Source organism: Hymenobacter psychrotolerans DSM 18569 (assembly GCF_900142395.1).
Lineage (GTDB): Bacteria > Bacteroidota > Bacteroidia > Cytophagales > Hymenobacteraceae > Hymenobacter > Hymenobacter psychrotolerans.
Genome location: NZ_FRAS01000009.1, coordinates 123,959 through 148,847, shown reverse-complemented (window position 1 = coordinate 148,847; position 24,889 = coordinate 123,959). Strand labels below are relative to the sequence as shown.

Genomic DNA, 24,889 nt, shown 5'->3' with positions numbered 1-24,889 from the left:
GCAGGCTGCGCGGGAGTTCGGGGCGTAAGCTCCTCCGTATTTGCCGCAGCCGGTTGGGATAAATACGCTTGAGCTTTCCGTAGAAAGCGGTATTTTGAGCTTTAAACACGGTTTTTTTGGGTCCAGGAGCCAGCCATTAGGTGGCAGGTTGCGTTTCTTCGGCTGTTCTCTTTTTCTACTGCCCAGATTCTTGCTGCTATGGAAACCAAACAGCCTGATACTACCGCCAACCGTACCAATCCCGCCGACAACAAGCCCAAGCGTGCCCGCGGCTTTGCCGCCATGGACCCCGAAACGCAGCGCCGTATTGCCAGTGAAGGTGGCAAAGCCTCGCATCAGAGCGGCCGGGGACACCGGTTTACGCCGGAAGAAGCCCGGGCAGCCGGCCGCAAAGGTGGCCAGGCCACCCGCCGCCCGCCGCAAGCCAACGGCGCTGGCGCCTAGCAGCCCAGACTGTACTACCTCTAGTGTGGCCCTACCTGGGTCCCGCCCGCCTTTTAGGCCGGCCGGGCCTAGGTAGGGCCGCAGGGTGTCGGGGCGGGAGTTTTGGCCGTTATTTGTGGCGTTTTCTTCGCCCTGCCTATGCTCCAGTTGCACTATTCGCGCCGTACGCTGCGCTTCAGCTTTCCGGCCCGCACTTCCCGCGGCGCCCTCACCGAGCACGTGGCCTGGTACCTGCACCTCACCGATACCGCCCACCCCGGCGCGGAAGGCCTGGGCGAAGCTGCCCCGCTGGCCGGCCTCAGCCCCGACTACCGACCCGACTTTGAGGCCCGGCTTGCGGCGCTGTGCGAAACGCTTAACCAAGCCGGACTGCCGGCCGATGCGCCTCTCGAAGACCTGCTGGCGCTGGTGCCGCCCGAGTGGCCAGCCCTGCGCTTCGGCCTTGAAACGGCCCTGCTCGACCTGTACCACGGCGGCCGGCGGCAGCTATTCGACAACGCCTTCAGCCGGGGCGAGGCCGGGGTGCCCATCAACGGACTGATCTGGATGGGAGATGCGGCGTTTATGCGCGAGCAGATCCGGAAGAAGCTGACGGAAGGCTACTCCTGCCTCAAACTCAAAATCGGGAGCCTCGACTTCGCCACGGAACTGCAGCTGCTGGCCGAAATCAGGGCCGAAGCCGGCCCCGACGAGCTGACGCTGCGCGTGGATGCCAACGGGGCCTTCGCGCCGGCCGAGGCGCTGGGCAAGCTGGAGCAGCTGGCCCGTTTCGGGCTGCATTCCATCGAGCAGCCCATCCGGGCGGGGCAGTGGGCCGCTATGGCTGAGGTCTGCCGGCACTCGCCGGTGCCGGTGGCGCTGGACGAGGAGCTGATTGGCGTGACGGACCCCGCCCGGCAGGCCGCGCTACTGCACGAAACCCGGCCGGCCTACATCATTCTGAAGCCGACGCTGGTGGGAGGGATGGCCGCCGCACTGGAGTGGTGGCAGCTGGCCGAAGAGCAAAACATCAGCTGGTGGCTTACCTCGGCGCTGGAGTCTAATATCGGCCTGAACGCCATCAGCCAGCTGGCCGGCGAATACGCGCTGCCGGATTTCCCGCAGGGCCTGGGCACGGGGCAGCTCTACCACAACAACCTGGCCGCGCCGCTGCACATCCGGCAGGGCCAGTTGCACCTGCAGCCGCAGGGCGCCTGGGAGTTGCCGGTGGCCGGGCAGATGCTGTAGCGTAAAGGCAGCAGGGCTTTCGGGGAGAGGGGAAAGGTAGTTTTTTGGCTATATTTCCCGGCCTCCCCGTTTCTCTATGCCCGCCCGCTGGTTTCCTGCTTTGCGTCTGTTTCCGGGTTTGCGCTCAGTGGCCTGGCTGCTGATCTGGGCTGGCGTAGGCAGCCTGTGGCCCGCGGCCGGCCGGGCCCAGGAGGCGCGGCCGCTGCAGTTCGAAAATCCGAAGAAGCGGCGGGCAATTCTGCCGTTCGAGTTTCAGCGCAACCTGATTATCGTGCAGGCGTCGCTGAACGGGCAGGGACCGTTCAATTTCCTGCTCGATACCGGCGTGGGTACGTCGCTCATCACCGACCCCAGCCTGGCCGGACTCCTGAAGCTGCGCCGCGGCGAAACCTACCGCGTAGCTGGCGTAGGGGAGGAGGGGCCGCTCGAAGCCTTTCATACGGACAGCGTGCGCCTGACCATGCCCGGTATTGTGGGCCCCGCGCTGTCGTTTCTGGTTTTGTCGGCCGATGTGCTCAATCTCTCGGGCTACGTGGGCATGCCGGTGCACGGCATTCTCGGCTACGACGTATTTCACAGCTTTGCCGTGCGCATCGATCCGCAGGCGGCGGCGCTGGAGCTGCACGCCCCCCACACCTACCGCCCGCCGCGGGGCCGCCGCTGGGCTTTGGTGCCGCTGAGCATAGAGTCGCGCAAGCCCTACATTCAGGTGCCGGTCAGCCTCACCGATTCGCTGGTGCTGCCCCTGAAGCTGGTGGTGGATACCGGCGCTGGCCACGCGCTGTCCATCGAAACCGGCTCCGACGCGCGCCTACAGCTGCCGCCCAGCCGCATCCGGGCCCAGCTGGGACAGGGCCTGAGCGGCACCATCAACGGCTATCTGGGCCGCGTACGGAGCATGCAGCTGGGCCGCTACCGCCTCAACAGCCTGCTCACGTCCTTCCCGGATGCCGACAATGGAGCCCAGCGCGCCGAAGTGCCCCGCAACGGCAACGTGGGCCTGGAGCTGCTCAAGCGCTTTGATATGGTGGTGGACTACCCCCGCAACCGGCTATGGCTGAAACCTAACGGGCTGTACCACGACCCGTTTGAGCACGACATGTGCGGCCTGGAGCTGCTAGCTACCGGCTACAACTACCGCCGCTACATCGTGCTGAAAATAGAGCCGAACTCACCGGCCGCTTCCGCCGGTCTCACCCCCGGCGACGAGCTGGTGTCCATCAATCTGCTGCCCGTATCCTCGTTCAGCCTCACCGATATCAGCCGCATCTTTCACTCCGAGGATGGACGGGTGCTGCTGCTGCTGTTCCAGCGCCCCGATGGGGAACTATACCCGGCGCGCATCCGGCTGAAGCGGCAGATATAGCAGGAGCCCAGGCAACGCAAACTTGCTCCGGCAGGTAAAATGGCTACATTAGAAGCCCGCTGCTAGTCGCCGGGGCTGTTCTGCTCCTCTCTCTCTGCCCGCTTTCCCGCCCGATGTCCACGGCTTCCCCGACGCCTCCTGCGCTGCCCCAGCCGCCGCCCGCCATCCGGGCCAACCAGCACATCTACTCCGACTATTTCGAGGCAGATTTCGTGCACATGCTCGACGCCAACATTCTGCAGCTGCTGGACCGGGTATGGTTTCGGTCGAAGCTGGTCGGGTTCGAGGATTTTCCGGAGCGCAACAACCCCGAGCGGCCTCTCATTTTCGCCTCCAATCACTCCGGTATGGCGTTTCCCTGGGATGCCATTGTGGCCTTGGCGCATATGTGGCGCACGCTGCCCGGCCAGCGCGGGCTGCCCCGGCCGCTGTCGGCGCCGCTGCTCTCGCAGTCTACCCTGATGAATCCGTTTCAGGTAAAGGAGTTCTGGAAGAAGTGCGGCTGCGTGGATGCCACCACGCTCAACTTCGAGACGATGATGTACTACCAGGACCACAACCTGATGCTGTATCCGGAAGGCGTGCCGGGCATCGGGAAGGGGTTCAACAAGAAGTATGAGCTGCAGCGGCTGGCCAGCAGCATGGTGCGCCACAGCATTACGCACCGCACCGATATAGTGCCCTTCTACACTATCAATGGTGAGTACCTCAACCCGTACGCCTATAGCTGGGAGTGGCTCAACAACCTGAGCAAGAAAATCGGGATTCCCTTTATTCCCATCGGGCCGATTGTGCTGCTGGTTCTGCTGCAGCCCTGGTCGTTTTATATGGCGTATCCGGCCCAGCTCACGTTCGTGCTGGGCTCGCGCATCCGCCCCTACGAAATGACCGACAAAACGCCCGCCGAGCTAACCCGCGAAGACTACGTGGCCCTGTCGGAGCAGGTGCGCCAACGCATGCAGACCGAAATGGATGCCGCCGTAGCCAAACACGGCCAGCAGCCGTACCGCTGGCGCGAGCTATGGCAGCGGATGAAGGAGAACTGGCGCTATTTCCCGTTTTTTCTGCCCGTGGCCTGGCCGGCCCTCTTTCAGGAGTTCGAGCGCCAGTACGTGCGCCACGGCCGCCGCGACTTCAAACTACAGCTCGACAAGCCGGGCGCCTGGCTGCGGATGGTCTGGAAAAACCCGTTCACGCTGGCGTTTTTTATTCCGATTCTGGGCTGGATTCCCATTGCCATTCGGGGCTATAAGGGCCACCGAATCGGACAAAAAAGCTGATTTCTGCCGCCTCACCTGCCAGGTTCGGCATCTTTTTAGGGCGCTTACGTTATTAGGATGTGCCTGTGTTGGTTTTGCCGCACGGGCGCTGTGTGTTCCGTTCTTCTTCCGCCTTCCCACCCGTTTTCCATGTCCTCAGCTCAGCATCTGCTGCTCAAGCAGCTCCTAACGGCGGCCACTGGCCCGCTGGCCCGTCGGCGGCCCCGGCTGGCTACTATGCGCCTGGCGGCCGAGGCGGCGGCCGTATTCCAGTTTGTACCCTGGAATGTGTTTTTGGAAGACGCCGACGTGGATGGAATGCCGGCCGAGTGGCTGCGCCCGGCGCAGGCTCCGGCCCAGCGGGTGCTGCTGTATCTGCACGGCGGCGGCTACGTGCTGGGTTCCCTCAATACGCACCGCGCTTTGGTAGGGGCCCTGGCCCGCAGCTGCCAGCTCAACACGCTGGCCATCAACTACCGCAAAGCCCCAGAATACCCGTTTCCGGCCGCCCTCGATGATGCCCGCCTCGCCTACGACTGGCTGCTGCGCCAGGGCTACCAGCCCCACGACATCATGCTGGCCGGCGACTCGGCGGGCGGGGGCTTGGCGCTGGCGCTGCTCCTGAGCCTGCGCGACGCCGGGCAGCCGCTGCCGGCCGCCGCCATCGGCCTCTCGCCCTGGACCGACCTGGTGTTGCCGACGGCCATGCTGCGCCGGGTCTGCCACGAGGAAAGCCAGATTCTGGAGGCGCTGGAAATCCGGGGCTGGGGGCCGCTCTACGCGCATCAGACTGCACTGAGCCACCCGCTGTTGTCGCCGGTACAGGGGGCGCTGCACGGCCTGCCGCCGCTGCTTATCCAGATTTCCGATGCCGAGGTGCTGCATGATGATGTGCTGGCGTTCTGTGCCAAAGCCCGCCAGGCCGGTGTGCCCCTTACGCTACAGGTGTTCGAGGGGCTGGTGCACTGGTGGCACCTGTTCTGGCGCTTTGTGCCCGAGGCGCAGCAGGCCCTCAACCAAGTAGGCACCTTCACGCAGGGAGTATGGGCGGCGCAGGAGTCGGCGCGGGCTGTACTGCAGGCCTCCGGGCGGCGCGCCCGGCAGGTACCGCGCGGTCAGTCGCGCCGGGTGTAGTGCCTGGGCCATTGGTATGCCGTGCTACAGCGCTGCTTCCGGTGTTGTGTGCTGCCGGCTTGTAACCTCTCGGATGGCATACTTCGTAAAATTTCTATCCTCAGGCCCAACTATATAGCCGCCTTTTTGTAGGTTTGTGTTAAGTAGTCGGCTTGCATACTACTTTTCCCGGCGGGCGGGTCCGCGGTGCCGGTTTTGCTTACTTCACCTTTCTTTCCCAAACCCTACAGCCTCATGGAAGATCTATTTAAGAAGTTCGTCAACGCTGGCGTTGGCTTTGTCTCGCTCACCACCGACCGGATGCAGAAAACCATTGATGCGCTGGTGAAGGAGAGCAAGCTGTCGGAGAAGGAAGGCGCCAAGATTATGGATGAGCTGAAGAAAAACGGCGAAACCAAGCGCAAGGAGTTGGAAAAGCAGTTTCAGGGCCTTGCCGCCAAAATGATGAAGACGGTGGGCGTGGCCCCCAACTCGGAGGTAGAAGAGCTGAAGCGCAGCGTGAAAGGGGGCTCGAAGTCAGCGGCCGGTTCGGCTACCGCTGCCAAAAGCAGCGCCAAGCCTGCTGCCAAGGCTCCGGCCGCCAAAACCGCTACTGCTGCCAAAGGTGCCGCTGCCGGTGCCGCCAGCAAAACGGCTTCCACGGTGAAAAAAGCGGCTTCCGCGTCCGGCTCAGCGGCTTCCAAGGCGCAAAAATCAGCGGCTGGCTCGGCTGGCGCTGCTAAGAAAGAAGAAAACCAGGCTGCCGGCTCGGCTTCATAGCCCCAAAACGGCCCGCTGCTGGCCGGTATACGTAGGTCAAAACCCCGCTCTGATTTTTCGGGCGGGGTTTTTCACGCTCATATTTTGCAGATTGGGCGACTTTCGCCTGCGAGGACTGCCCGTAGCTGCGGCACGGTTTCTGGTCCGGTCATCCTTCGCAGCATTTGCCGCCTCTACTCCGAGGCAGCCCAAGCTAGTAGCTCATGTTCAAAAACACGATTTCCAACCTCACCCGCATCCGGCAAGTATCAGAGGTATTGATCCGCTACGGCTTTGAGGATGCGGTGACTACCACCGCTCTGCGGCGACTGGTGCCGCGCAGCCGGCGGATTTCGTGGCAGGAAGGGGAGCAGGCCGTGTTCGAAACCACGCGCTGGCAGCGGATCCGGATGATTATCGAGGAGTTGGGGCCCACGTTCATTAAGCTGGCGCAGGCCATGAGCAACCGCGCCGACCTGCTTCCGCAGCCCCTCATCGACGAGTTTGAGAAGCTGCAAAGCAATGTGCCGCCGTTTGATGTGCAGGTAGCCAAAGGGCTTATCGAGCAGGAGCTGGGCCGGCCCATCAATGAGGTGTTTTCGGAGTTTGATGACGTGCCGCTGGGCTCGGCCAGCATCGGGCAGGTGCACCGAGCCCGGCTGCTGAGCGGCGAAGAAGTGGTGGTGAAAGTGCAGCGCCCCGGCGTGCAGGAAAAAGTGCGCTCCGACCTGGCCTTGCTGCACGAGCTGGTGCGCCTCACGGCCGGCTTTCTGCGCAAACAGGGCCTCGCCAACCCGCAGGACGTGGTAGATGCCTTCGAGCGGAGTATGACCAAAGAGCTGGACTATACTTCGGAGGCGCGCTCTATGGAGCAGTTTCGCAAACTCTACGAGAGCTACGAAACGTTCTATATCCCGAAACCCTACCGCGAAATGAGCACCGCCAAGGTGCTGGTGATTGAGTTTGTGAGCGGCTGCAAAATCACGGACAAGCCGCAGCTGCTGGCCTGGGGGCTGAGCCCGGAGCAGGTGGCCGAAACCGGCATGGACATCTATCTGACGCAGATATTTGAGTTCGGCATCTTCCACGCCGACCCGCACCCCGGCAACGTGCTGGTGCGCCCCGACGGTACGCTCGTGCTCATCGACTTCGGGATGGTGGGCAAGCTGACCAAGCAGCAGAAATACGCCTTTGCGGGCGTGTTTATCGGGATGGCGCGGCAGGACCCGCGCAGTATGGCGCTGAGCTTCCGCCGCCTGGCCCTCACGTCGGACATTCCGGACATGCGGGCGTTTGAAACGTCTCTGAGTGAGCTGATTGAGGACTTCGCCACCCTCGACGTGAAGGACATGAGCATGTCGGACCTGGCCGATGCGCTGCAGGGCGTCATCTACACCTACAAGCTGCAGGTGCCCGGTGCCGTGTTCCTGATTTTGCGGGCCCTCGTGATTCTGGAAGGCATCGGCAAGGTGCTGCACCCGCGCTTCAACACCTTCGAGTTTGTGCGGCCCTATGGCGCCCGCATCATTGCCGAGCAATACTCAGCCGACAATATTCTGAGCGAGGCGCAGTACACCGGCACGCAGCTGCTGGCCCTCATCCAGACGCTGCCCGCCGACATCCGGCAGATTATGCGCAAAATCTCACGCGGCGACCTGCGGGTGCGCGTCGAGCTGAGCGGCTATCAGTTGCTAATGCGCAAAGCCGACCAGCTGGTAAGCCGGGGCATTCTGGCGGCCATTTCGGTAGCCCTGATTCTGTTTGCGGGCCTGAGTTTGCTGGGGCGTTATCCGGCCGGCCAGATGCCGTATTACCGGGGCCTGCCCGTCGTGACGTGGTATAGTCTGGGTGTGGCGGCGTTTCTGCTGCTGATTCTGTTTATTCTGGGCACCAAGCGGGAAAGGCCCCGCGAGTAGTAGACTGCCCAGCTTGCGCAGGTGGCTATTTCCAGAACAGTGTGTAAGCTGCCTGCCCGCCTATCATCCCCTGGGTGTCACCGGGAAAGTACTGGTAGGTGCCCAGAAGCCGTACTTCGTGCTTGGGGCTTATCGGCCATATCACGCCGCCGCTGCAGGCAAGATAAGGCGCCAGACCGCCGGTTGAGGTAGTGGTATACTTCGTCTGAAAAGGGACGTTGCTGCCGGTTGGCCGCTCCTGGTATTCTTCCGACTGCGCCATCCCGTAGAAGGTGCCGATGTTGCCGCCCAGGTACAGATTCAGGCGGTTTGGCCGGCCGATGCGCTGCCCAAAAGACAAGTCAAGCGTCAGCCAATGGTGGCGAATCTGGTTCTGCACATCGGTTTGGATGCCTCCAGTACCGATGAAAGAATACGATTCCGCTGCCATCGTATACCGGCTGTAGGCCCCCAGCAGGCTCATTTGCCACCCGCTGGCCCGTACGGCAGTCCATTCCAGCCCGGCCAGGTAGCCCCGGCCTTTCAGGCTGTTTTTTTGCACACCTCCGAAGTAAGCACCCGTGCGCACGCCCAGGCCATGCCGCCATATGCCCGGCTGCGGCTCGGCTTTCGGCTGTCCTTCGGGGCCCAGGCATTGGCTGTAGTGAACGATGGTTTGCCGGATGTTTTTATCCGTAAACGGGAGTTGGACCATTTGCCAGCTGGTGTAGTCCATGGTAGGGCAGTCGTGCAGGTGCCGGTTGAAGAGTACGCGCCAGTTAGCGGCCGTGAGTTCGTAGAGCGTATCAGTGGCGGGCGGCAGCAGCAGGAGCCCCTGGTCGTGGGTGTAGGAATACAGGCTGGCTTTGCCTATCTGCACGGGCCGCACAAACTGCATAGAATCGGCTCCGGTGGCCAGGCGCACGGGGCGGCTGCGGACGGCTGTGCGGCCCCGCAGGCCGTAGCCTCGCACCTGCTTCGGCCACACCTTGCGGGCTTCTGTGTTGGGCTGTTCATAGAAAAGCAGGTGCGAGGTAGCATCTGCAATAGAGCCCGAAACGGTGTCGCCGGCCAGCGTGATAAGGTAGCCGGGCAGGCCCTGGGCCTGGGAGGTAAGACTGCCGAACAGAAAAATCAGCGCAGTGTAGAAGCGACGCATGGAGGAATAGCAAACAGATAATCAGACACGTAAGCAGCTGCAGCAGTGAGCTTGGTACAATGCTGCAACACAGCAAGGGCCTGAGCGTATGCGGCCCAGGCCCTCGGGACCTATTAAATAAAGCAGTTCTATTTCAACTGCATATCCTCAATGATGGCCTGAATCTTTTCATTGGCCAGGCGCGAGGCTAGGTCGAAGTCCACCACGGATTTCAGGGGCTGCTTCACGCTGAAATAGAACTTGATTTTGGGCTCCGTGCCGGAAGGGCGGGCCGAAATCTTGCTGCCGTCTTCCAGAATAAACTGGAGCACGTTGCTGCTTTCCAGGCCGGTGGGCTGCTCCAGGCCGGTGCGCAGGTCCCGGATGACGCCGGTTTTGTAGTCGCGCAGCTCTACCACGGGCTGGCCGGCAATGGTGGCAGGCGGTGTGGCCCGCAGGCCGGCCATCATTTCCTGAATTTCCTCGGCGCCGCGCTGGCCTTTCTTGGTGAGCGAAATCAGGTGCTCCTGGTAGAGGCCGAACTGGGCGTACATCTGGGTCATTTCCTGGTAGAGCGTGCGGCCGTTGTCTTTGGCTACGGCCGCCATTTCGGCCAGCAGCGCGCAGGCCGAAATGGCATCCTTGTCGCGCACGAAGTCCCCGATCATGAAGCCGTAGCTTTCCTCGCCGCCCCCGATGTAGGTGGCGTTGCCTTCCAGCTCCCGAATCAGGCCCGCAATGTATTTGAAGCCGGTCAGGGTCTGGTAGCTTTTCACGCCGTAGGAACGGGCAATGTCGCCGAGCACCTCGCTGGTCACGATGGTATACACGATGAAGTCCTGCTCCGTCATCTTGCCCGCCTGCTGCCGCGCCGAGAGCAGATAGTAGGTGAGCAGCGCGGCGGTTTGGTTGCCGTTCACGAGCACCCACTCGCCCTGCATATTCTTCACCGCAACACCCACCCGGTCGGAGTCGGGGTCAGTAGCCAGCACGATGTCGGCGTCCAGGGCTTTGGCTTGGTCGAGGGCCATCTGCATGGCAACCTGCTCTTCGGGGTTGGGCGAGAGGACGGTGGGGAAGTTGCCGTCGGGCGCGGCCTGCGCCTCTACTACCGAGACGTTGGTGAAGCCCAACTGCGCCAATGCCTGCGGCACCAGCGTGATGCCCGTGCCGTGAATGGGCGTGTACACGATTTTCAGGTCGTGCTGGCGCTGGATGGCGGCCGGGTTGATGCACAGCTCTTTCACCTTGGCCAGATACGCAGCGTCTACTTCGGCCCCGATAAGGTGAATGCGCGACGCATCGGCCTGGAATTTTACTTCCTGCACCGACTGAATGGCCTCTACCTCTCGGATGATGTTCTGGTCGTGCGGGGCCACTACCTGCGCGCCGTCGTTCCAGTATACTTTGAAGCCGTTGTACTCCTTGGGGTTGTGGGAGGCCGTGATAACGCAGCCGCTCTGGCAGCCCAGGTGGCGGATGGTAAACGACAGCTCCGGGGTAGGGCGCAGAGCTTCAAACAGATACACGGTCAGGCCGTTGGCCGAGAAAATATCGGACACGAGCTGGGCAAAGGCGCGGCTGTTGTTGCGCGAGTCGTGCGCCACGGCCACCTTCACTTCCTGGCCGGGAAACTGCTGCAGCAGGTAGTTGCTCAGGCCCTGGGCGGCCATGCCCAGCGTGTAGCGGTTCATGCGGTTGGAGCCCGGCCCCATAATGCCGCGCAGCCCGCCCGTCCCGAATTCGAGGTTGCGGTAGAAGGCATCCGACAGAAAGTCGTCCTGGTTCTGGGCCTGAAGCGCCCGGATTTCGGCCTGCGTTTCGGCATCGTAGCCAGCGCCAAGCCAGGTAGTTATTTTCTGTTGAATGTCGGGGGAAAGGGCCATGCCAGAGGGGAAATAAAGTCTAAAACGGTAAAGAACGGGCGGTAAAGAAAACAGGTTTTCGCCGGAAACAGCAGGGCTCGTACGAATTGCCGCCGGGGCTCCGGCCAAGCACTGCAGACCGGACTGCAGGCCCGCGGCCGGGGGCTGCCACAAAAAAATACTTCCCCGAGCTGCGGGTTGCAGTTCGGGGAAGTAGAACGGGTGTGTGCTGCCTACAGGTTGCCGCGCAGGTCCTGCTCGCGCTCAATGGCCTCAAACAGGGCCTTGAAGTTGCCTTTGCCGAAGCTCTTGGCACCTTTGCGCTGAATGATTTCGAAGAACACGGTGGGGCGGTCTTCCACGGGCTTGGTGAAAATCTGGAGCAGGTAGCCTTCCTCGTCGCGGTCCACGAGCAGGTTCAGGGCCTTGATGGACTCCAGATCCTCATCGATGTGGCCGATGCGCTCCAGCAGGTCGTCGTAGTAGGTGCCGGGCACCGACAGGAACTCCACGCCGCGGCGGCGCAGCTCGGTTACGGTCGTGCGGATGTCGTTGGTGATGAGGGCCATGTGCTGCACGCCCGGCGAGTGGTAGAAGTCGAGGTACTCCTCAATCTGGCTTTTCTTCTTGCCTTCGGCGGGCTCGTTGATGGGGAATTTCACGAAGCCGTTGCCGTTGCTCACCACCTTGCTCATCAGGGCCGAGTACTCGGTGCTGATATCGTCGTCGTCGAAGGTGATGAGCAGCTTGAAGCCCAGCACGTCCTCGTAGAACTTCACCCACTGGTTCATCTCGCCCCAGCCCACGTTGCCTACGCAGTGGTCTACCACTTCCAGGCCTACCGGCGCGCCCTGCGGCACGTTGCTGGTTTTGGCCACGAAGCCGGGCATAAAGGGGCCGTTGTAGTTGCTGCGCTCCACAAACGTGTGCACCGTTTCGCCGTAGGTATAGATGCCGGCCAGCGTTACGGAGCCGTTTTCGTCCTCAATAGTATAAGGCTCGAAAGCCACTTTGGCGCCGCGCTTGGTGGTTTCATCGAATGATTTGCGGGCATCGTCTACCCACAGCGCCATCACCTTCACGCCGTCGCCGTGCTGGGCCACGTGCCGCGTAATGTCGGAGTCGGGCAGCAGCGAGGTGGTGAGTACAAAGCGGATTTTGTTTTGCTGCAACACGTAGCTGGCCCGGTCGCGCACCCCGGTTTCGGGGCCGGCGTAGGCTACCAGCTCAAAGCCAAACGCCGCTTGGTAGTAGTAAGCCGACTGCTTGGCGTTGCCGACGTAAAACTCGATATAATCGGTACCGTTGAGGGGCAGGAAGTCCTGGGCGGGCTGGGCCTGCACGGCCGGCGAGGTCATGGTTTGCATGGGCGAGAAGAATGGGGTGGTACGTGTGGATGTGTGGGTAAAAATAGTGTTTTAGCAGAAATGATTCCCTGCCCGAACCCGTCCCGACGATTTCGACGGATACCGTTGGCAGCCTGGCCGGAGGCAGAGCCTGACAAATCGGGGGGGGGCTGCCGATACGGAGTGCTTCATTCTTCGTAAAATTGAGGCGGGAGCAGAAACGGCGCACGAAACTGCCGATTCCTGTTCACCTTTGTAGCCTAACTCAATGCTTACCCTTATGAATCTGGAAGAGCTGAACCGCGCCCTCGTTACCCTGATTGAGAAAAAGCAGGTCCTGCACGACATGTCGTACGATGATACCCGCTACGATGACGTGGAAGAGGAACTGCACGACCTGGAAGACGATTTCAACGAAGAGTACGGCACGTTCCTGGAAGCGGCCCTCGACAAAGTGCATTCCGAGCTCAACTCCGATACCGACGTGCTGCTGCCCACGGCTTATCTGCCCTCCAGCACCGGCGGTACACCCTCGCCCAAAGAAGGCGTGTGGGTAGACTCCGAGAAGTATCCCGGCAAAGAAGCCCGTATCACGCTCGTGCCCAACCCCACGCGCATCATGCTGACGGTGGGCAAAACCGTGCAGCAGGAGCTCTGGAAGGCCAGCTAATCTAGGCTGAAGCCAACCTCACCGATTACAGGCCCCGCGCCGTGCTGAGTGTTAGTGCTCGGGGCGGCGCGGGGTTTTTGCTTTCCTGTTTCTTACGTGTATGCTCTATCGAATTACGAACTCGGCTGATTGGCAGCAAGCGCAGCAGAACGGGTTCTTCGCCAGCCCGGATTTGGCGGCCGAGGGGTTTATTCACTGCTCAGAAAAAAGCCGGATTCTGGAAACGGCCCGGCTCTATTACGCGGGTTGTGCCGGGCTGTACTTGCTGGAAGTGGATGAGCCGGCGCTGGCGGCCGCCGGCGTGCAGGTAGAGCGGGAGTGGGTGGAGCGCCGGCAGCAGCATTTCGCGCACGTGTTTGGCGCACTACCGCTGGCGGCGGTGCGGCGGGTGTGGGCTTTTGGCACAAAAGCTGTAGAAGCGGAATTCACTCTGCCGGACGAGCTGTAACCGGCGGAAGGTACTCCCGGGAGCTAGCGCCCGGCGCCGGAAGACCCGGTAAAACACCCACAAATTACCTCATATGCGTCAACCTATACTTGTTGCCTGTGTGCTCGGAATAAGCACCCTGTTTAGTGGCTGCGGCCCGTCCTATCTGCTGACTATGGCCCCCAGCCGCCCCAACGGCCCGAGCGTGAACGGCCATCCTGCCAGCCTGAGTGCCCGGCCGGAGGACAGCGTGGAGGTGCGGCTGGGCTTTATCCGGTACGAAGAGAAAGAACTCGTATTTGAGGTGGAAGTGAACAACAGCTCCACCCGCCCGGTACTGATAGCGCCCGAAACCTTCTACTACACCCCGCTCTACTCCGACGCGCCGGACACTGTGGTTTCGGGGGCGGCGGCAGTGCTGGAACCGGCCCGCGTGCCGGCCCTCGACCCGGAAGCCCGCCTGCAGCTGCTGGCCAAGCGCCTCGATAAGCAGGCCAACCGGGCCCAGGGCGGCGGCTGGCTGGAGCTGGTGACCAGTGCCACGCACATTGCGGAAAACGTATCCACGATTACGAAAAAGGAAACCGACCAGCAGGTAGCGGAGCGCGAGCAGCGTCATGCCTCCGACGAGGCATTTCTGGCGGACCAGCGCGAGCAGTACGCCCAGCAGGCCGATGTGCTCTACGACCAGAAGCAACACATGGAGTCGGTGGCGCTGCGCAAAACGCTGCTGCCTGCGCGCCAGTACGTCACCGGGCAGGTGCATTTCCCCCGCTCCGATGGCGCCCACCAGCTGCGCATGGTGGTGTTCTTCAACGAGCGGCCCGTCACGTTCACGTTTGTGCAGCGCCCCGGCGTACTGTAGGAGCTGCATCACCCGAAACATAAAAGCGGCCACCCGAATTTCGGGTGGCCGCTTTTATGTTTTGGCTTTGGCCGGTTTACATCAGGTCCGCCAGTTCCAGCCACCGTTCCCCTTTCGTGTCGAGGTCGGCGTCAGTGCGCTTGAGCTGAGCGGCCCAGTCGGCCAGCTCCGTATGGGAGCCGGTGCCGGCATTCAGCTTCCCGATGAGGTCCTGTTTCTGGCTTTCGAGCTGTTCCAGGTCCTTCTCCAGCTGCTCGTATTCCTTCTTTTCCGCGAAGCTGGCCTTGCGCTTAGCGGGTGCCGGGGCCGCCGGAGCGGTAGTGGCCGAAGCCTGGTTTACTGATTTCAGGGCCTTTTCGGCATCACGGGCGGCATTGTCGGCGGGTTGTTCCTGCAGCCACTCGCGGTAGTCGGTGTAGTTGCCGGGGAACTGCCGGATTTTGCCGCCCGGCTCCAGCGCAAACACCTGCTCCACCAGCGCATCCATAAAGTACCGGTCGTGGCTCACAATGATGAGGCAGCCCGTAAACTGGAGCAGGAAATCCTCCAGAATATTGAGCGTGATGATGTCGAGGTCGTTGGTCGGTTCGTCGAGAATCAGGAAGTTGGGATTCTTGATAAGAACCCGCAGCAGCTGCAGCCGGCGCTTTTCACCCCCGCTCAGCTTGCTGACCAGCGTATACTGCTGGGCCGGCGGAAACTGGAAGTGCTGCAGAAACTGCGAGGCCGTCACTACGCTGCCATCGGCCAGCTCAATCACCTCGGCTACTTCCTTCACAATATCAATCACGCGCTGCGAAGGGTCGAACTGCAGCTCCGTCTGAGTGTAGTAGCCGAACACGGTGGTCTGGCCCGCGTCTACGGTGCCGGAGTCGGGGGCGAGCTGCTTGGTGAGCATGTTGAGCAGCGTGGACTTGCCCGCGCCGTTGGGGCCCACCAGGCCAATCCGGTCCTTTTTCTTGAACACGTAGCTGAAGTCGTCGAGCACTACTTTGTCGCCGAACTTCTTGCTTAGGTGCTCTACCTCAATGATTTTGCCACCCTGGCGCGTGGTTTTCACCGACAGCTCCATTTCCGGGCCCTTGATTTTGGTGCGGGCCTTTTCCTGGGTTTCGTAGAAGGCGTCGATGCGGGCTTTTTGCTTGGTGCCACGGGCCTGGGGCTGGCGGCGCATCCATTCCAGCTCCTTGCGCAGCAGGTTGCGCGCCTTTTCCACCTCGGCGGTTTCCATCTGCTCCCGCTCGGCCTTCTTCTCCACGAAGTAAGCGTAGTTGCCCTGGTAGCGGTGCACGCGGCCGCCGTCCAGCTCCACAATTTCGTTGGCCACCCGGTCCAGGAAGTACCGGTCGTGGGTCACCATGAGCAGGGTAAGGGAAGGGGAGGCCAGCCGGTTTTCCAGCCACTCGATGGTGGCCAGGTCCAGATGGTTGGTTGGTTCGTCGAGGATCAGCACGTCGGGCTCCTCAATCAGCACGCGGGCCAGGGCCACGCGCTTGCGCTGCCCGCCCGAAAGCTTGCCTACGTTGCGCTGCAGCAGCTCGCCCAGAATGCCCAGCTTACCCAGAATCTGCTGCACCTGCGACTCGTAGTCCCAGGCATTGTAGGAGTCCATCAGCTCCATCACGCGCTGCAGGTCGGCGGGCTTATGGTTGGGGTCGTTTACTACGTGCTCGTAGTCGCGGATGGCGGCCAGCGTATCGTTCTGGCTGGCGAAGATGGTTTCTTCCACGGTCAGCGTTTCATCGAACACCGGCTGCTGGCCCAGAAAGGCCACGCGCGTGTCTTTGCGGGTGCTGACGCTGCCGGTATCGGGCGGCTCTATGCCCGCCAGAATCTTCAGCAGCGTGGTTTTGCCGGAGCCGTTGATGCCCACCAGGCCCACGCGCTGGCCCTGTAGCAGGCCAAAATTCAGTTCCCGGAAAAGCCACCGGTCGGCATAGTTCTTTGATAGATTCTCAGCAGACAGCAAATTCATACCGCAAAGGTACGCCACAGGAGCCAGCAGACAGAAGCCGCCAACAAGTAGTTGGGAAGAAATGCGCCGCTGCCGCTGCGGCTAGATCACCCGCACCCGGTCTATGTGCAGGTCGTCGCGCAGAATTTCCAGCCCTTTGTAGGCCAGCGGCCGGCCTGTGTTATGGGTCAGCTCGCCGCCATCGGCGTGCAGATGCGCGACATCGAGAACGAGCTGCGTGTACTTCCGTTCGCCCAGCTCAATGGCCACCGGGCGGCCCTGGGAGGAATCGAAGGACGCCAGGGCGTGGTCAATTTCGGCCAGAATATTACTCATAGCAGTAGGCAAGGGGGGCGGTGTCAGGGGGGGAAGATAGGAATTTGAAAGAATTGTAAAATCCAGGCTTCCTTTTTCGGCCGCTGCCGAGGCCGGGCAGCCGCAGTTCCGCCGCTTCCTTGTTACTTGCCACCTGATATGACTCCAGACCTCACTACCCGGCCCATCGGTGTATTCGACAGTGGCATTGGCGGCCTTACGGTGGCCCGCGCCGTGGCCCGCGTGCTGCCGCACGAGCGGCTCATCTACTTCGGCGACACGGCCCACCTGCCCTACGGCGACAAAAGCACGGCCGCTATTCAGGCGTATGCCGTCAAAATCTGCGACCTGCTGCTCAAGCAGCAATGCAAGGTGATTCTGATTGCCTGCAACTCGGCCTCGGCCGCTGCCTACGAGCTGGTGCGCGAGTACGTCGGCTCCAAGGCCCGCGTCCTGAACGTCATCGACCCCATTGTGGCGCACATCGGCACACAGTACGCCGGGCGCACGGTGGGCCTCATCGGCACGAAGCAAACCGTGAACAGCAACGTCTATCGGAAGAAGATTGACGATTTGGACCTGGGCGTGCAGTTGCGCAGCCTGGCCACGCCGCTGCTGGCTCCCATGATTGAGGAAGGCTTCTTCGATAATTCCATTGCCGGCAACATCATCGAAACCTACCTCACCAATCCTACCCTCGATGGAATTGAGGCGCTGGTGCTGGCCTGCACGCACTACCCGCTCATCAAGAAGCAGATAACCGACTTCTACCGGGAACGGGTGCAGGTGCTGGACGCTTCTGATGTGGTGGCCGCGCACGTCCGGGAGTATCTGGAGCAGCAGCAGCTGGCGGCGCAGGCCGGCACAGGAGCGCCCGCGCATCATTTTTTCGTTTCCGACTTTACCCGTTCTTTTGAGGAAAGCACCCGTATCTTCTTCGGGCAGGAGGTGCAGCTGGAGCACTATCCGCTCTGGGAGTAATGTTTTAGAGCTGCCTGCTGTTAAGCTGCTGCCGGCCCTGTGCAGGCTCCGGCCAACCCCATTCCATCCGACACTGAAAACCGAGCAACTGCTATGAACAAACCTTATTACCGCTTCGGCGACTGGCGCCGCAACGTATTACTGGTGGCGGCGGCCGCCAGCCTGGGCGTAGCCCTGCCCGCCTGCTCCGGCGGCAGCTCCGAGCCTGAAACCACTGCCGCCGGCGAATGGAGCAGCGGCAACGCGGGTTCTTACTCCGAGGGCGTCATCACGGAAATGACGGAGGTGCAGCCCGGCGAGTGGAAAATCACGGCGGAGCGGCCCGCCGGCAAAGAGGAAGTGGCCGCCGTGCTCAAGCACTTCGATGGCAAAGTAGATACGCTGCAGGGCCAGGCGCTGCAGCGCCAGATGCAGGACTACACCCGCGCCAACCCCGAAAACCACGCCGGCCGTACCGGCATGATGGACGTGCTGATGTGGGGCGGCATCGGCTACATGGCCGGCCGCTTCCTGACGCCCAACGTAGGTGCCTATGCCAACCCCGGCATCGTGCAGCAGAACAACGGCTGGCGGGGCCGGGTGGCGCAGGAGCGGGCGCAGGGCCGGGGCTTTTTCGGGCGCGGCTTCTCGGGTAGCAGCGGCAGCAGTGGCATCCGGCCCAGCACCACCGTTACGCGCACCACGGGCTACGGCAGTCGCAGCAGCATGCGGAGCACCGCGCCCAGTTCCGGGCGCAGCAGCGGCTTCAGTGGCCGCAGTGGCGGCGGCTTCGGCGGCTAAGCCAGCGTCTTGTTTCTTGTTAATAGAAGAAGTCAGGGGAGGAGCTATAGTAGAGTAGCTTCTTCCCTGACTCCTGTTTTTTGCTCTTGCCATGATTAAGTTATTGCCGCTGGCCGGTGATGTTGCGCCGGCCCTGCGCGGCCTGGGCTGGGACTGGGCCCTGGAAGATGCCTGCCAGAACTACGTAGCCCGCGAAGCGGTGCAGCTGTCTGAAGCGGAAGCCGACGAGCTGCTGCAGGCCGCCGACACGCTCTACCAGATGATGGTGCAGTCCATCCCCGACCCGATTCCGGATTCGCTGCTACAGCAGCTGGCCATCCCGGCCCTGCTCTGGCCTGCCGTGCGCCACTCCTGGAACGACGACCGGCACTGGCACCTCTACGGCCGCTTCGACCTGGCCCAGACCCCCGACGGCCCCAAGCTGCTGGAGTTCAACGCTGATACCGCCACCAGCCTGCCCGAAACAGCTGTAGTGCAGTGGGCCAGCCTGATGGCGACCGGACAAGCCGAGGAAGACCGGCAGGCCAACGGCCTGTTCGAAGGCCTGCAAAACCAGCTGGCCGAGTGGCTGCAGCGCAACGACGACCTGGAGCCGACGCTGCTGCTGGTGCACCTGCCGGGCAGCGCCGAAGACGCCACCAACTGTGCCGTCATAGCCGAAGCCGCCCGCGAAGCAGGTTTCACGGATGTGCACATCTGCCCCGTCGATGATATGCAGGTATCGGTGGTGGGAGAGGAGCGCGGTGTGTGGGCCGAGGTGGCAGCCGGGCAATGGCACCGCTTCGGGTTCTTGTTTAAGTTGGTGCCGTGGGAAATCTTGGCGGAAGAAGAACCTGCCCTGACCACCGACCTCACCCAGCTTCTGCAAAGCCGCGACGTTATCATTGCCAATCCGGCCTACACGTTGCTGTTCCAGAGCAAAGCTATTCTGGCGTGGCTCTGGCTGTGTTTCCCGCACCATCCGCTGCTGCTGGAGGCCTCCATGCAGGAACTCACCGGCCACTTTGTGCGCAAGCCGCTGCTGGGTCGTGAGGGCCAGAACGTGACGGAAGTAGCGGAAGGCCGCGCCGGGCAGCAGATTGCCGGCGAATTTGCCCATCAGCCGCAGGTAAGCCAGCGCTACGCCCAATTGCCCCAGGATGGCCAGGGGCGCTTCTACCAAGCCGGTGTGTTCTGGGCCGGGACGGGCTGCGCCATCGGTTATCGGCGGGCAGCGGGCTTCATCACCAATCTATCGGAGTTTGTGCCGCACGTGCTGGGTGCCTGAACGCCCCGGTAGCCTATGGTACTAGAGTTGCAGCGGCCAGCTCACTGATACAGATGTCAGTGAGCTGGCCGCTGCTTTCAGTGGCTATCAAACTGCCGCCTGCTGCTGACCTGCTTAGGCCTGTTCGCTTGTTTGCCCACCGCAGGCGAGTAAACAGGCCTTTTTGTGGTGCATACAGACGAGAAGTATGCGACAGGATAAGGTCTGGTAGGTAGTTCGATACAATGCAATTTGTCAGGTAATATTATATTTTATGTTTAAATGAGTAAATTATTTATTGCATTATTTCAGCTAATTATTACATTTATGGCGAAGAACCGTTAATCGAGTCTATAAGGATGAGATGAATGGTTTTGGCTTTTTCAACTTGTCCTTTATGGAGTGCCACAACCCCAATGCTATTCGGCAGTGTGCCAGGCCGAAGCGCGCCCTGCGTCTGCAGCAGCTCTGGCGGGAGGGGGTACTCTGCCTGCTGGCAGTATTGCTGCAGGTGGGTACGGCGGCGGGGCAGGGCGAACGGCGGGCACCAGCCCGGGAAGACGCGCCCGGCCAAAAAAGCCAGCAGGCTCCGGTGCGCGAGTCCAAGGCCGCGCCCCTGCCTGCCAACAAGCTGGAAGAAGCCCTGCGCCTGCTGCTGAAAGCTACGTCAGATTCGACTGCCGCCGCTGGCCCGCAGCGCCCACAGCGCACCCTGGAAATAGAGGGGCTAATTGTGGATCAGACAATTAGCAAAGTAGGGCACGATTTCTACGATATTTTTTACACGCAGTTTGAGGCGCCGCCTGGCATCGGCGAATACGTCGTGACTATCACGGAAAAGCCCGGGCGGGGCACCAGCACCCTGATCAGCCTGAATGTAAACGAAACGGATCTGCTGGAAATGCCCCTGCAGCCCAAGCAGGAATACATAGAAGCCGTAGCCGCCGATGCCGTGAATGCCGCAATTGGCTTTCTGGAAGAAGCCCGCAGCGTTAGCCGCCAGCTGGAAAAAGGGGGCAAGCAGCCTCTCGAAACTTTTTAAGCATACCACTCCCATACGCCTACCATACATCCCCTCTGCATGAAACCCACTCTTACGTTCCTCTTCGTGCTGGGCCTGGCACTGGCCAGCCATTCTGCCGCCGCTCAGGACTTTGTCTATGAGCCTAAGAACCCCTCTTTTGGCGGCGGTAACACATTTAACTACAGCTGGCTGCTTAGCTCTGCGCAGGCCCAGAACACGATAGAAGACCCGGCCGCCAAACCGGCCGCTTCCCGCACCACCGACCCACTGGCTACTTTCCAGCAAAGCCTGAACCAGCAGATTCTGAGTCAGCTCAGCCGCCAGTTTGTGTTGTCGCAGTTTGGGCCCAGTGGCATCACGGAAGGAAGCTACAATATCGGCTCGTACCAGATTGTCGTGACGCCTAATGGCACCGGAGTCGACATCCAGATTACGGATTCCGGCACCGGCAACCAGACTACTATCACGGTACCTTCTCTATAGTCAGCTATGCGTCGTATTGCAACGAGTGGCCAGATTGTGCGGGTGGTATTGGCCCTAGGGCTGGGAGCAGCAGGCGGGTGCGCGCCTTATTTCCATCAGCCCATGAAGACCGATCCGGCCCGGCTGGGAGCCGAGGTGCGGGCCAGCCAGACACTGGTAGCCCTGCCGGAAGCGCGCGAAAAAACGGTAGTAGCCGTCTACAAATTCCGCGACCAGACCGGGCAGTACAAGCCCACGGCCAACGGCTCCAGCTTCTCTACCGCCATTTCGCAGGGCACTACCACCATCCTGATGCGGGCCCTGGAAGAGTCGAAGTGGTTTAACCCGATTGAGCGCGAAAACCTGGGCAACCTGCTCAACGAGCGAAAAATCATCCGGTCTACCCGGGCAGAGTATACCGAGCAAACCGGACAGCGCCAGCCCAACCTGCCCCCGTTGTTGTTTGCCGGCGTGATTCTGGAAGGCGGCATTATCTCTTATGATGCCAACATGCTTACGGGCGGTGCCGGGCTGCGCTATTTCGGTACGGGCGGCTCCGGCCAGTACCGCCAGGACCGCGTAACGGTGTATCTGCGGGCCATCAGTACCAGCACCGGCCAGGTCCTGAAAACGGTGTATACCTCCAAAAGCATTCTGTCGCAGCAGGTAGACGCAAGCATGTTCCGCTACGTGCTGTTCAAGCGCCTGCTGGAAACCGAAACCGGTTTCACCTACAACGAGCCCTCGGAAATGGCCGTCAAGGAGGCTATTGAGAAGTCGGTGCAGGCGCTGGTGCTGGAAGGAATCCAGGATGGCCTCTGGACGCCCCGCAACCCCGCCGACCGCACGGGCGCCGCCGTGCTGGCGTATCAGCAGGAAAAACAGGAAAACCTGAACATTGATGTACTGAACCGGCCGCTGGTACCGCGGCGCGGCGCGTTGGGGCTGGGGGCCGCGGCCACCACCCAGCGTTACGGCGGCGACTATGATAACTCCCTGTTCCGACCGGGGGTAGAGCTGGTAGCCCGCTACGAAGGTGCCCCCGGCCGCCGCATGGCCGCGCAACTCACCGTTGGGCGGAGCCAGCTGGCCGCCGGCCGCTTCTATCGGGAAACGTTCAACTATACGGAGCTGACCGGCATCTGGCGCCTGTTTCCCTACGACCGGGTGACGCCCTACGGCGTGCTCGGTGGAGGCGTCACGACGCGCAATGCGTTGGATTTCACGGCCTCTAACAGCCTGCTCCCGCATGTTACCGCCGGGCTGGGGGTGGAGTACCTGCTTACGGATAAGATGGGCCTGTACGGGCAGGTAAACCACCGGTACTTCTTCAGCGACCAGCTCGACCAGGTAACACAGGGTAAATACAACGACTTCTACTGGACCGGGCAGGTTGGCCTCGTTTTCTACCTGGGCGGACGCATGAAGAGCAAGTCCCTAACCGGCCAGGGCCCGGTACCCGAAGTAGTTTCACCACCAGCTGGAAGCCCGAAGTAGGTTGTCTATCTTGCTATAAATCAAACTAATAGTAGCAAAGTATAATGTTTAGATTATTGCTATTGGTGCTTATCGAATAATTATTTTGACTTTTTTTATTGAAAATACTTGCAAAGTAAATTTACCAATATATATTTGTACTGTTCCTCCGGAGGGAACCCCTACACAACTCCCCTTTAGCTTTTCTGATTTCCCCTTTCCCCAACTCCCCAAACCATGAAAAAAATTAACATCCTCGTTGCAGCTCTCTTGTTCGCTGGTGCTGCTCAAGCTCAAATTGGTCAAGTAGGTGGCGCTGCTGGCAGCCCAATAGTTCCGACTACTGCTGATAACGCAGCTTCCATCATCCAGAGCGGTAACTTTAACAATGCTGACCAAGTACAGGTTGGTAACTTGACAGGTAGTGCGGCTAGCCGCAATATTGCTCAGGTTGAGCAAGTAGGTGACAATAACCGCGCTGCTCAGCGTCAGGTACACAGCGGCTCAGGTTTCTTGACCCAATTCGCTGCCGACGACAGCAACGAGGCGTTTGTACGCCAGCAGGGCAACAACAACGGTAGCGACCAGATGCAGGATGGTGACGGCAACGATGCCGTAACGCGCCAGAGCGGCAACAACAACACTGCTTACTCTGAGCAGATTGGTGATTTGAACAGCTCTTCCATCTCGCAGAGCGGCAACAACAACACCGCCAAATCGTGGCAGGGTGTTTCGGGTCGTCATGACTCCAACTCGTCTATCCAGTCGCAGGCTGGCGACAGAAACCAAGGTTATGTTGACCAAGACAGCGACCAGAACTGGGCTCGCCAGACGCAAACCGGCAACGACAACTTTGCTAACACTGCACAGGGCGGTACCAGCAACACCCACCGTGGTATCACTACCGAAAGCCAGTGGAGCGACATCAGCCAGAGCGGCAACAACAACCGCGCTACTGTTAACCAGGAGCATAACTAACATGCTGGCCGACGCAGGTAACACTACGTCGTAGCACACATCCTGCGGGGAATTTCCCCGCAGGATTCTGTGCTTATAGAGTAGTTGAGAGCGTGAGAAAGTATGTCGCGTTCGGCTCATCATAACCCTCCTATGCCATGCAAAATATGTATGCTTTTGTGCTGGTCTGCCTATTATGCTGTGTGGCAGGGTCAGCAGCTGCCCAATGGAATGCGGAAGCGCCATCAAGCCAGACGGAGCAGCAGGTGGCACTGCGCCTGGAAGCAGAGCAGAATGCTGCCACCCGCGCCGCCGCAGCCACCAATAACCTAAACCGGACAGCCCTTACGCAGCAAGGCAACCAGAATACCGGGGTGGTCAATCAGCAGTATACGGGAGCTTTTCTCAGCGGCAACGTCGTGAACCTGACCCAGGCCGGTGATGCAAACTCGGCCGTGCTGAACCAGACCGGTGCCGGCCTGCGCACCGACCTCACGCAGCAAGGCAACGGCAACCAGGTGCAGAGCGACTTGGTAGGCAACAATACTACCACCAGCATTCTGCAGGATGGACTCGGCAACCAGGTAACGCAGCAGCTGCTCGTGGATGACCGAACCTACCGGATTCAGCAGCAGGGCAACAACAACGTGCTGGAGCAACGCGAAAGTGGAGCTGCAGCGCCGCGCCCCGGCTACGACGTGCGAATGGTTGGGGACGGTATCCGGATAAAAGTAGAGCAAGGGGTAGGGTTACCTATGCCGTAGCTCACAAAGCAAGCAGCATCCAGCAACGCTAAGTTTTTGAAAACGACTTCAATAGAAATTGAAGTCGTTTTTTTATGACTTTAAGCGGATTTCATTTGAAAGTATTAAAGAATATTTTGTAAGTTTACATGTTGGTGTTTTGTGACAATTTCTTCGATTATGGCACTTAAGCTTTTTCTAGGGTTGATTATGGCTTCTCTTTTTCAGGGAGTACCTAAGGCACAGCTGCCTTGCCAGGCATCCATTATTTTCCAGCAGCCGGAGGCTGGGCAGCTGTCTGTTCAGGCCCAGTGCCAGAACAACACCGCCGCCGAGTTTCGCATCCGCTACGATATGGTGCAGGAAAAGCAAGGCCCTTCTGGCTCTACCTCCAACCGCCAGAGCGGGTGGGCAACCGTAGGAGCGGGGCAGCGCAAAATCCTGAGCAGCATCCGGCTTTCGATGCAGCCTGCCGATGCCTACTCCGTGCAGCTCCGCATTTTTGATCAGCAGGGGCAACTGGTTGCCCAGGACTCGCTGGTGCGCCCGGCCAGATAACTCTCCCTCACCCTGTTCT

Annotated in this window: 25 protein-coding genes; 19 read left to right on the top strand and 6 right to left on the bottom strand. The window is 60.7% G+C overall.

Going from position 1 to position 24,889, the window contains the following annotated elements:
• Positions 1-198: 198 nt before the first annotated feature.
• The 7 genes from BUE15_RS10250 to BUE15_RS10220 all read left to right on the top strand — a co-directional run bounded on the left by BUE15_RS10250 (position 199) and on the right by BUE15_RS10220 (position 8,084).
• The gene (locus BUE15_RS10250; protein ID WP_084548964.1) at positions 199-444 is read left to right on the top strand and encodes a KGG domain-containing protein; all 246 of its coding nucleotides are present in this window, start codon (positions 199-201) and stop codon (positions 442-444) included.
• A gap of 138 nt (positions 445-582) precedes the next feature.
• On the top strand, positions 583-1,671 hold the full coding sequence (locus tag BUE15_RS10245) for an o-succinylbenzoate synthase (protein WP_073284130.1): 1,089 nt from the start codon (positions 583-585) through the stop codon (positions 1,669-1,671).
• Between the two features lie 76 nt (positions 1,672-1,747).
• Entirely contained in the window at positions 1,748-3,037 is a 1,290-nt protein-coding gene (locus BUE15_RS10240; RefSeq protein WP_073284127.1) for an aspartyl protease family protein, read from the top strand.
• Between the two features lie 113 nt (positions 3,038-3,150).
• Complete coding sequence (locus BUE15_RS10235) at positions 3,151-4,317, top strand: lysophospholipid acyltransferase family protein (protein WP_073284124.1); 1,167 nt, start codon at positions 3,151-3,153, stop codon at positions 4,315-4,317.
• A 129-nt stretch (positions 4,318-4,446) separates the two neighbouring features.
• Positions 4,447-5,430, top strand: a complete 984-nt coding sequence (locus tag BUE15_RS10230) for an alpha/beta hydrolase (RefSeq protein WP_073284121.1) — start codon at positions 4,447-4,449, stop codon at positions 5,428-5,430.
• 234 nt (positions 5,431-5,664) lie between these two features.
• On the top strand, positions 5,665-6,189 hold the full coding sequence (locus BUE15_RS10225; protein WP_073284118.1) for a phasin family protein: 525 nt from the start codon (positions 5,665-5,667) through the stop codon (positions 6,187-6,189).
• Positions 6,190-6,392: 203 nt separating this feature from the next.
• Complete coding sequence (locus BUE15_RS10220) at positions 6,393-8,084, top strand: ABC1 kinase family protein (protein WP_073284115.1); 1,692 nt, start codon at positions 6,393-6,395, stop codon at positions 8,082-8,084.
• A 25-nt stretch (positions 8,085-8,109) separates the two neighbouring features.
• Here the strand turns inward: BUE15_RS10220 and BUE15_RS10215 are convergent, their stop codons facing one another.
• The 3 genes from BUE15_RS10215 to hppD all read right to left on the bottom strand — a co-directional run bounded on the left by BUE15_RS10215 (position 8,110) and on the right by hppD (position 12,433).
• Positions 8,110-9,222, bottom strand: coding sequence for a hypothetical protein (locus BUE15_RS10215; protein WP_073284112.1), 1,113 nt, complete (start codon positions 9,220-9,222; stop codon positions 8,110-8,112).
• 128 nt (positions 9,223-9,350) lie between these two features.
• Positions 9,351-11,087, bottom strand: coding sequence for a phospho-sugar mutase (locus BUE15_RS10210; protein ID WP_073284109.1), 1,737 nt, complete (start codon positions 11,085-11,087; stop codon positions 9,351-9,353).
• Positions 11,088-11,299: 212 nt separating this feature from the next.
• Positions 11,300-12,433, bottom strand: coding sequence for a 4-hydroxyphenylpyruvate dioxygenase (gene hppD, locus BUE15_RS10205; RefSeq protein ID WP_170865234.1), 1,134 nt, complete (start codon positions 12,431-12,433; stop codon positions 11,300-11,302).
• Positions 12,434-12,680: 247 nt separating this feature from the next.
• On the opposite strand from hppD, the gene BUE15_RS10200 reads away from it, so the two are divergent.
• From BUE15_RS10200 to BUE15_RS10190, 3 genes are all read left to right on the top strand, one after another.
• On the top strand, positions 12,681-13,082 hold the full coding sequence (locus BUE15_RS10200) for a hypothetical protein (protein WP_244535931.1): 402 nt from the start codon (positions 12,681-12,683) through the stop codon (positions 13,080-13,082).
• Positions 13,083-13,182: 100 nt separating this feature from the next.
• The gene (locus BUE15_RS10195) at positions 13,183-13,530 is read left to right on the top strand and encodes a DUF952 domain-containing protein (RefSeq protein WP_073284103.1); all 348 of its coding nucleotides are present in this window, start codon (positions 13,183-13,185) and stop codon (positions 13,528-13,530) included.
• Positions 13,531-13,684: 154 nt separating this feature from the next.
• Complete coding sequence (locus BUE15_RS10190) at positions 13,685-14,374, top strand: hypothetical protein (protein ID WP_073284100.1); 690 nt, start codon at positions 13,685-13,687, stop codon at positions 14,372-14,374.
• Between the two features lie 76 nt (positions 14,375-14,450).
• Here the strand turns inward: BUE15_RS10190 and BUE15_RS10185 are convergent, their stop codons facing one another.
• Both BUE15_RS10185 and BUE15_RS10180 read right to left on the bottom strand, forming a co-directional pair.
• Positions 14,451-16,349, bottom strand: coding sequence for an ABC-F family ATP-binding cassette domain-containing protein (locus tag BUE15_RS10185; protein WP_073284097.1), 1,899 nt, complete (start codon positions 16,347-16,349; stop codon positions 14,451-14,453).
• Positions 16,350-16,430: 81 nt separating this feature from the next.
• Complete coding sequence (locus BUE15_RS10180) at positions 16,431-16,664, bottom strand: hypothetical protein (protein WP_073284094.1); 234 nt, start codon at positions 16,662-16,664, stop codon at positions 16,431-16,433.
• Between the two features lie 138 nt (positions 16,665-16,802).
• On the opposite strand from BUE15_RS10180, the gene murI reads away from it, so the two are divergent.
• From murI to BUE15_RS10150, 6 genes are all read left to right on the top strand, one after another.
• Positions 16,803-17,624: a glutamate racemase gene (murI, locus tag BUE15_RS10175; RefSeq protein WP_073284091.1), complete on the top strand. Its 822-nt coding sequence runs from the start codon at positions 16,803-16,805 to the stop codon at positions 17,622-17,624.
• A 93-nt stretch (positions 17,625-17,717) separates the two neighbouring features.
• Positions 17,718-18,404, top strand: a complete 687-nt coding sequence (locus BUE15_RS10170) for a Cj0371 family chemotaxis-regulating polar lipoprotein (protein WP_073284089.1) — start codon at positions 17,718-17,720, stop codon at positions 18,402-18,404.
• A gap of 91 nt (positions 18,405-18,495) precedes the next feature.
• Entirely contained in the window at positions 18,496-19,671 is a 1,176-nt protein-coding gene (locus tag BUE15_RS10165; protein ID WP_073284086.1) for a glutathionylspermidine synthase family protein, read from the top strand.
• Positions 19,672-20,047: 376 nt separating this feature from the next.
• Positions 20,048-20,692, top strand: coding sequence for a CsgE family curli-type amyloid fiber assembly protein (locus BUE15_RS10160; RefSeq protein WP_139252210.1), 645 nt, complete (start codon positions 20,048-20,050; stop codon positions 20,690-20,692).
• A gap of 39 nt (positions 20,693-20,731) precedes the next feature.
• On the top strand, positions 20,732-21,157 hold the full coding sequence (locus BUE15_RS10155; RefSeq protein ID WP_073284080.1) for a curli production assembly/transport component CsgF: 426 nt from the start codon (positions 20,732-20,734) through the stop codon (positions 21,155-21,157).
• Between the two features lie 6 nt (positions 21,158-21,163).
• The gene (locus BUE15_RS10150; protein WP_073284078.1) at positions 21,164-22,633 is read left to right on the top strand and encodes a CsgG/HfaB family protein; all 1,470 of its coding nucleotides are present in this window, start codon (positions 21,164-21,166) and stop codon (positions 22,631-22,633) included.
• A 69-nt stretch (positions 22,634-22,702) separates the two neighbouring features.
• Here the strand turns inward: BUE15_RS10150 and BUE15_RS21940 are convergent, their stop codons facing one another.
• Complete coding sequence (locus BUE15_RS21940; RefSeq protein ID WP_170865233.1) at positions 22,703-23,110, bottom strand: hypothetical protein; 408 nt, start codon at positions 23,108-23,110, stop codon at positions 22,703-22,705.
• Between the two features lie 15 nt (positions 23,111-23,125).
• Here BUE15_RS21940 and BUE15_RS21935 point away from each other — a divergent pair, with 15 nt between their 5' ends.
• The 3 genes from BUE15_RS21935 to csgH all read left to right on the top strand — a co-directional run bounded on the left by BUE15_RS21935 (position 23,126) and on the right by csgH (position 24,870).
• A complete protein-coding gene (locus tag BUE15_RS21935; RefSeq protein ID WP_073284075.1) occupies positions 23,126-23,590 on the top strand; it encodes a hypothetical protein in 465 nt (154 codons plus the stop codon).
• Between the two features lie 182 nt (positions 23,591-23,772).
• Positions 23,773-24,333 carry a hypothetical protein gene (locus BUE15_RS10140; protein ID WP_139252209.1) on the top strand — a complete coding sequence of 187 codons (561 nt, stop codon included), beginning with the start codon at positions 23,773-23,775 and terminating at the stop codon, positions 24,331-24,333.
• 189 nt (positions 24,334-24,522) lie between these two features.
• Positions 24,523-24,870, top strand: coding sequence for a curli-like amyloid fiber formation chaperone CsgH (gene csgH / locus BUE15_RS10135; protein ID WP_073284070.1), 348 nt, complete (start codon positions 24,523-24,525; stop codon positions 24,868-24,870).
• Positions 24,871-24,889 lie beyond the last annotated feature (19 nt).

What these genes read in the sequence shown, in the direction of transcription:
- BUE15_RS10215 (WP_073284112.1), bottom strand. Translation starts at nt 9,222, where the DNA reads ATGCGTCGCTTCTACACTGCGCTGATTTTTCTGTTCGGCAGTCTTACC.
- BUE15_RS10200 (WP_244535931.1), top strand. Translation starts at nt 12,681, where the DNA reads ATGCTTACCCTTATGAATCTGGAAGAGCTGAACCGCGCCCTCGTTACC.
- BUE15_RS10210 (WP_073284109.1), bottom strand. Translation starts at nt 11,087, where the DNA reads ATGGCCCTTTCCCCCGACATTCAACAGAAAATAACTACCTGGCTTGGC.
- csgH (WP_073284070.1), top strand. Translation starts at nt 24,523, where the DNA reads ATGGCTTCTCTTTTTCAGGGAGTACCTAAGGCACAGCTGCCTTGCCAG.
- BUE15_RS10245 (WP_073284130.1), top strand. Translation starts at nt 583, where the DNA reads ATGCTCCAGTTGCACTATTCGCGCCGTACGCTGCGCTTCAGCTTTCCG.
- BUE15_RS10195 (WP_073284103.1), top strand. Translation starts at nt 13,183, where the DNA reads ATGCTCTATCGAATTACGAACTCGGCTGATTGGCAGCAAGCGCAGCAG.
- BUE15_RS10160 (WP_139252210.1), top strand. Translation starts at nt 20,048, where the DNA reads ATGGAGTGCCACAACCCCAATGCTATTCGGCAGTGTGCCAGGCCGAAG.
- BUE15_RS10185 (WP_073284097.1), bottom strand. Translation starts at nt 16,349, where the DNA reads ATGAATTTGCTGTCTGCTGAGAATCTATCAAAGAACTATGCCGACCGG.
- hppD (WP_170865234.1), bottom strand. Translation starts at nt 12,433, where the DNA reads ATGCAAACCATGACCTCGCCGGCCGTGCAGGCCCAGCCCGCCCAGGAC.
- BUE15_RS10250 (WP_084548964.1), top strand. Translation starts at nt 199, where the DNA reads ATGGAAACCAAACAGCCTGATACTACCGCCAACCGTACCAATCCCGCC.
- BUE15_RS10225 (WP_073284118.1), top strand. Translation starts at nt 5,665, where the DNA reads ATGGAAGATCTATTTAAGAAGTTCGTCAACGCTGGCGTTGGCTTTGTC.
- BUE15_RS10155 (WP_073284080.1), top strand. Translation starts at nt 20,732, where the DNA reads ATGAAACCCACTCTTACGTTCCTCTTCGTGCTGGGCCTGGCACTGGCC.
- BUE15_RS10220 (WP_073284115.1), top strand. Translation starts at nt 6,393, where the DNA reads ATGTTCAAAAACACGATTTCCAACCTCACCCGCATCCGGCAAGTATCA.
- murI (WP_073284091.1), top strand. Translation starts at nt 16,803, where the DNA reads ATGACTCCAGACCTCACTACCCGGCCCATCGGTGTATTCGACAGTGGC.
- BUE15_RS10150 (WP_073284078.1), top strand. Translation starts at nt 21,164, where the DNA reads ATGCGTCGTATTGCAACGAGTGGCCAGATTGTGCGGGTGGTATTGGCC.
- BUE15_RS10165 (WP_073284086.1), top strand. Translation starts at nt 18,496, where the DNA reads ATGATTAAGTTATTGCCGCTGGCCGGTGATGTTGCGCCGGCCCTGCGC.
- BUE15_RS10235 (WP_073284124.1), top strand. Translation starts at nt 3,151, where the DNA reads ATGTCCACGGCTTCCCCGACGCCTCCTGCGCTGCCCCAGCCGCCGCCC.
- BUE15_RS10240 (WP_073284127.1), top strand. Translation starts at nt 1,748, where the DNA reads ATGCCCGCCCGCTGGTTTCCTGCTTTGCGTCTGTTTCCGGGTTTGCGC.
- BUE15_RS10170 (WP_073284089.1), top strand. Translation starts at nt 17,718, where the DNA reads ATGAACAAACCTTATTACCGCTTCGGCGACTGGCGCCGCAACGTATTA.
- BUE15_RS10190 (WP_073284100.1), top strand. Translation starts at nt 13,685, where the DNA reads ATGGCCCCCAGCCGCCCCAACGGCCCGAGCGTGAACGGCCATCCTGCC.
- BUE15_RS10230 (WP_073284121.1), top strand. Translation starts at nt 4,447, where the DNA reads ATGTCCTCAGCTCAGCATCTGCTGCTCAAGCAGCTCCTAACGGCGGCC.
- BUE15_RS10180 (WP_073284094.1), bottom strand. Translation starts at nt 16,664, where the DNA reads ATGAGTAATATTCTGGCCGAAATTGACCACGCCCTGGCGTCCTTCGAT.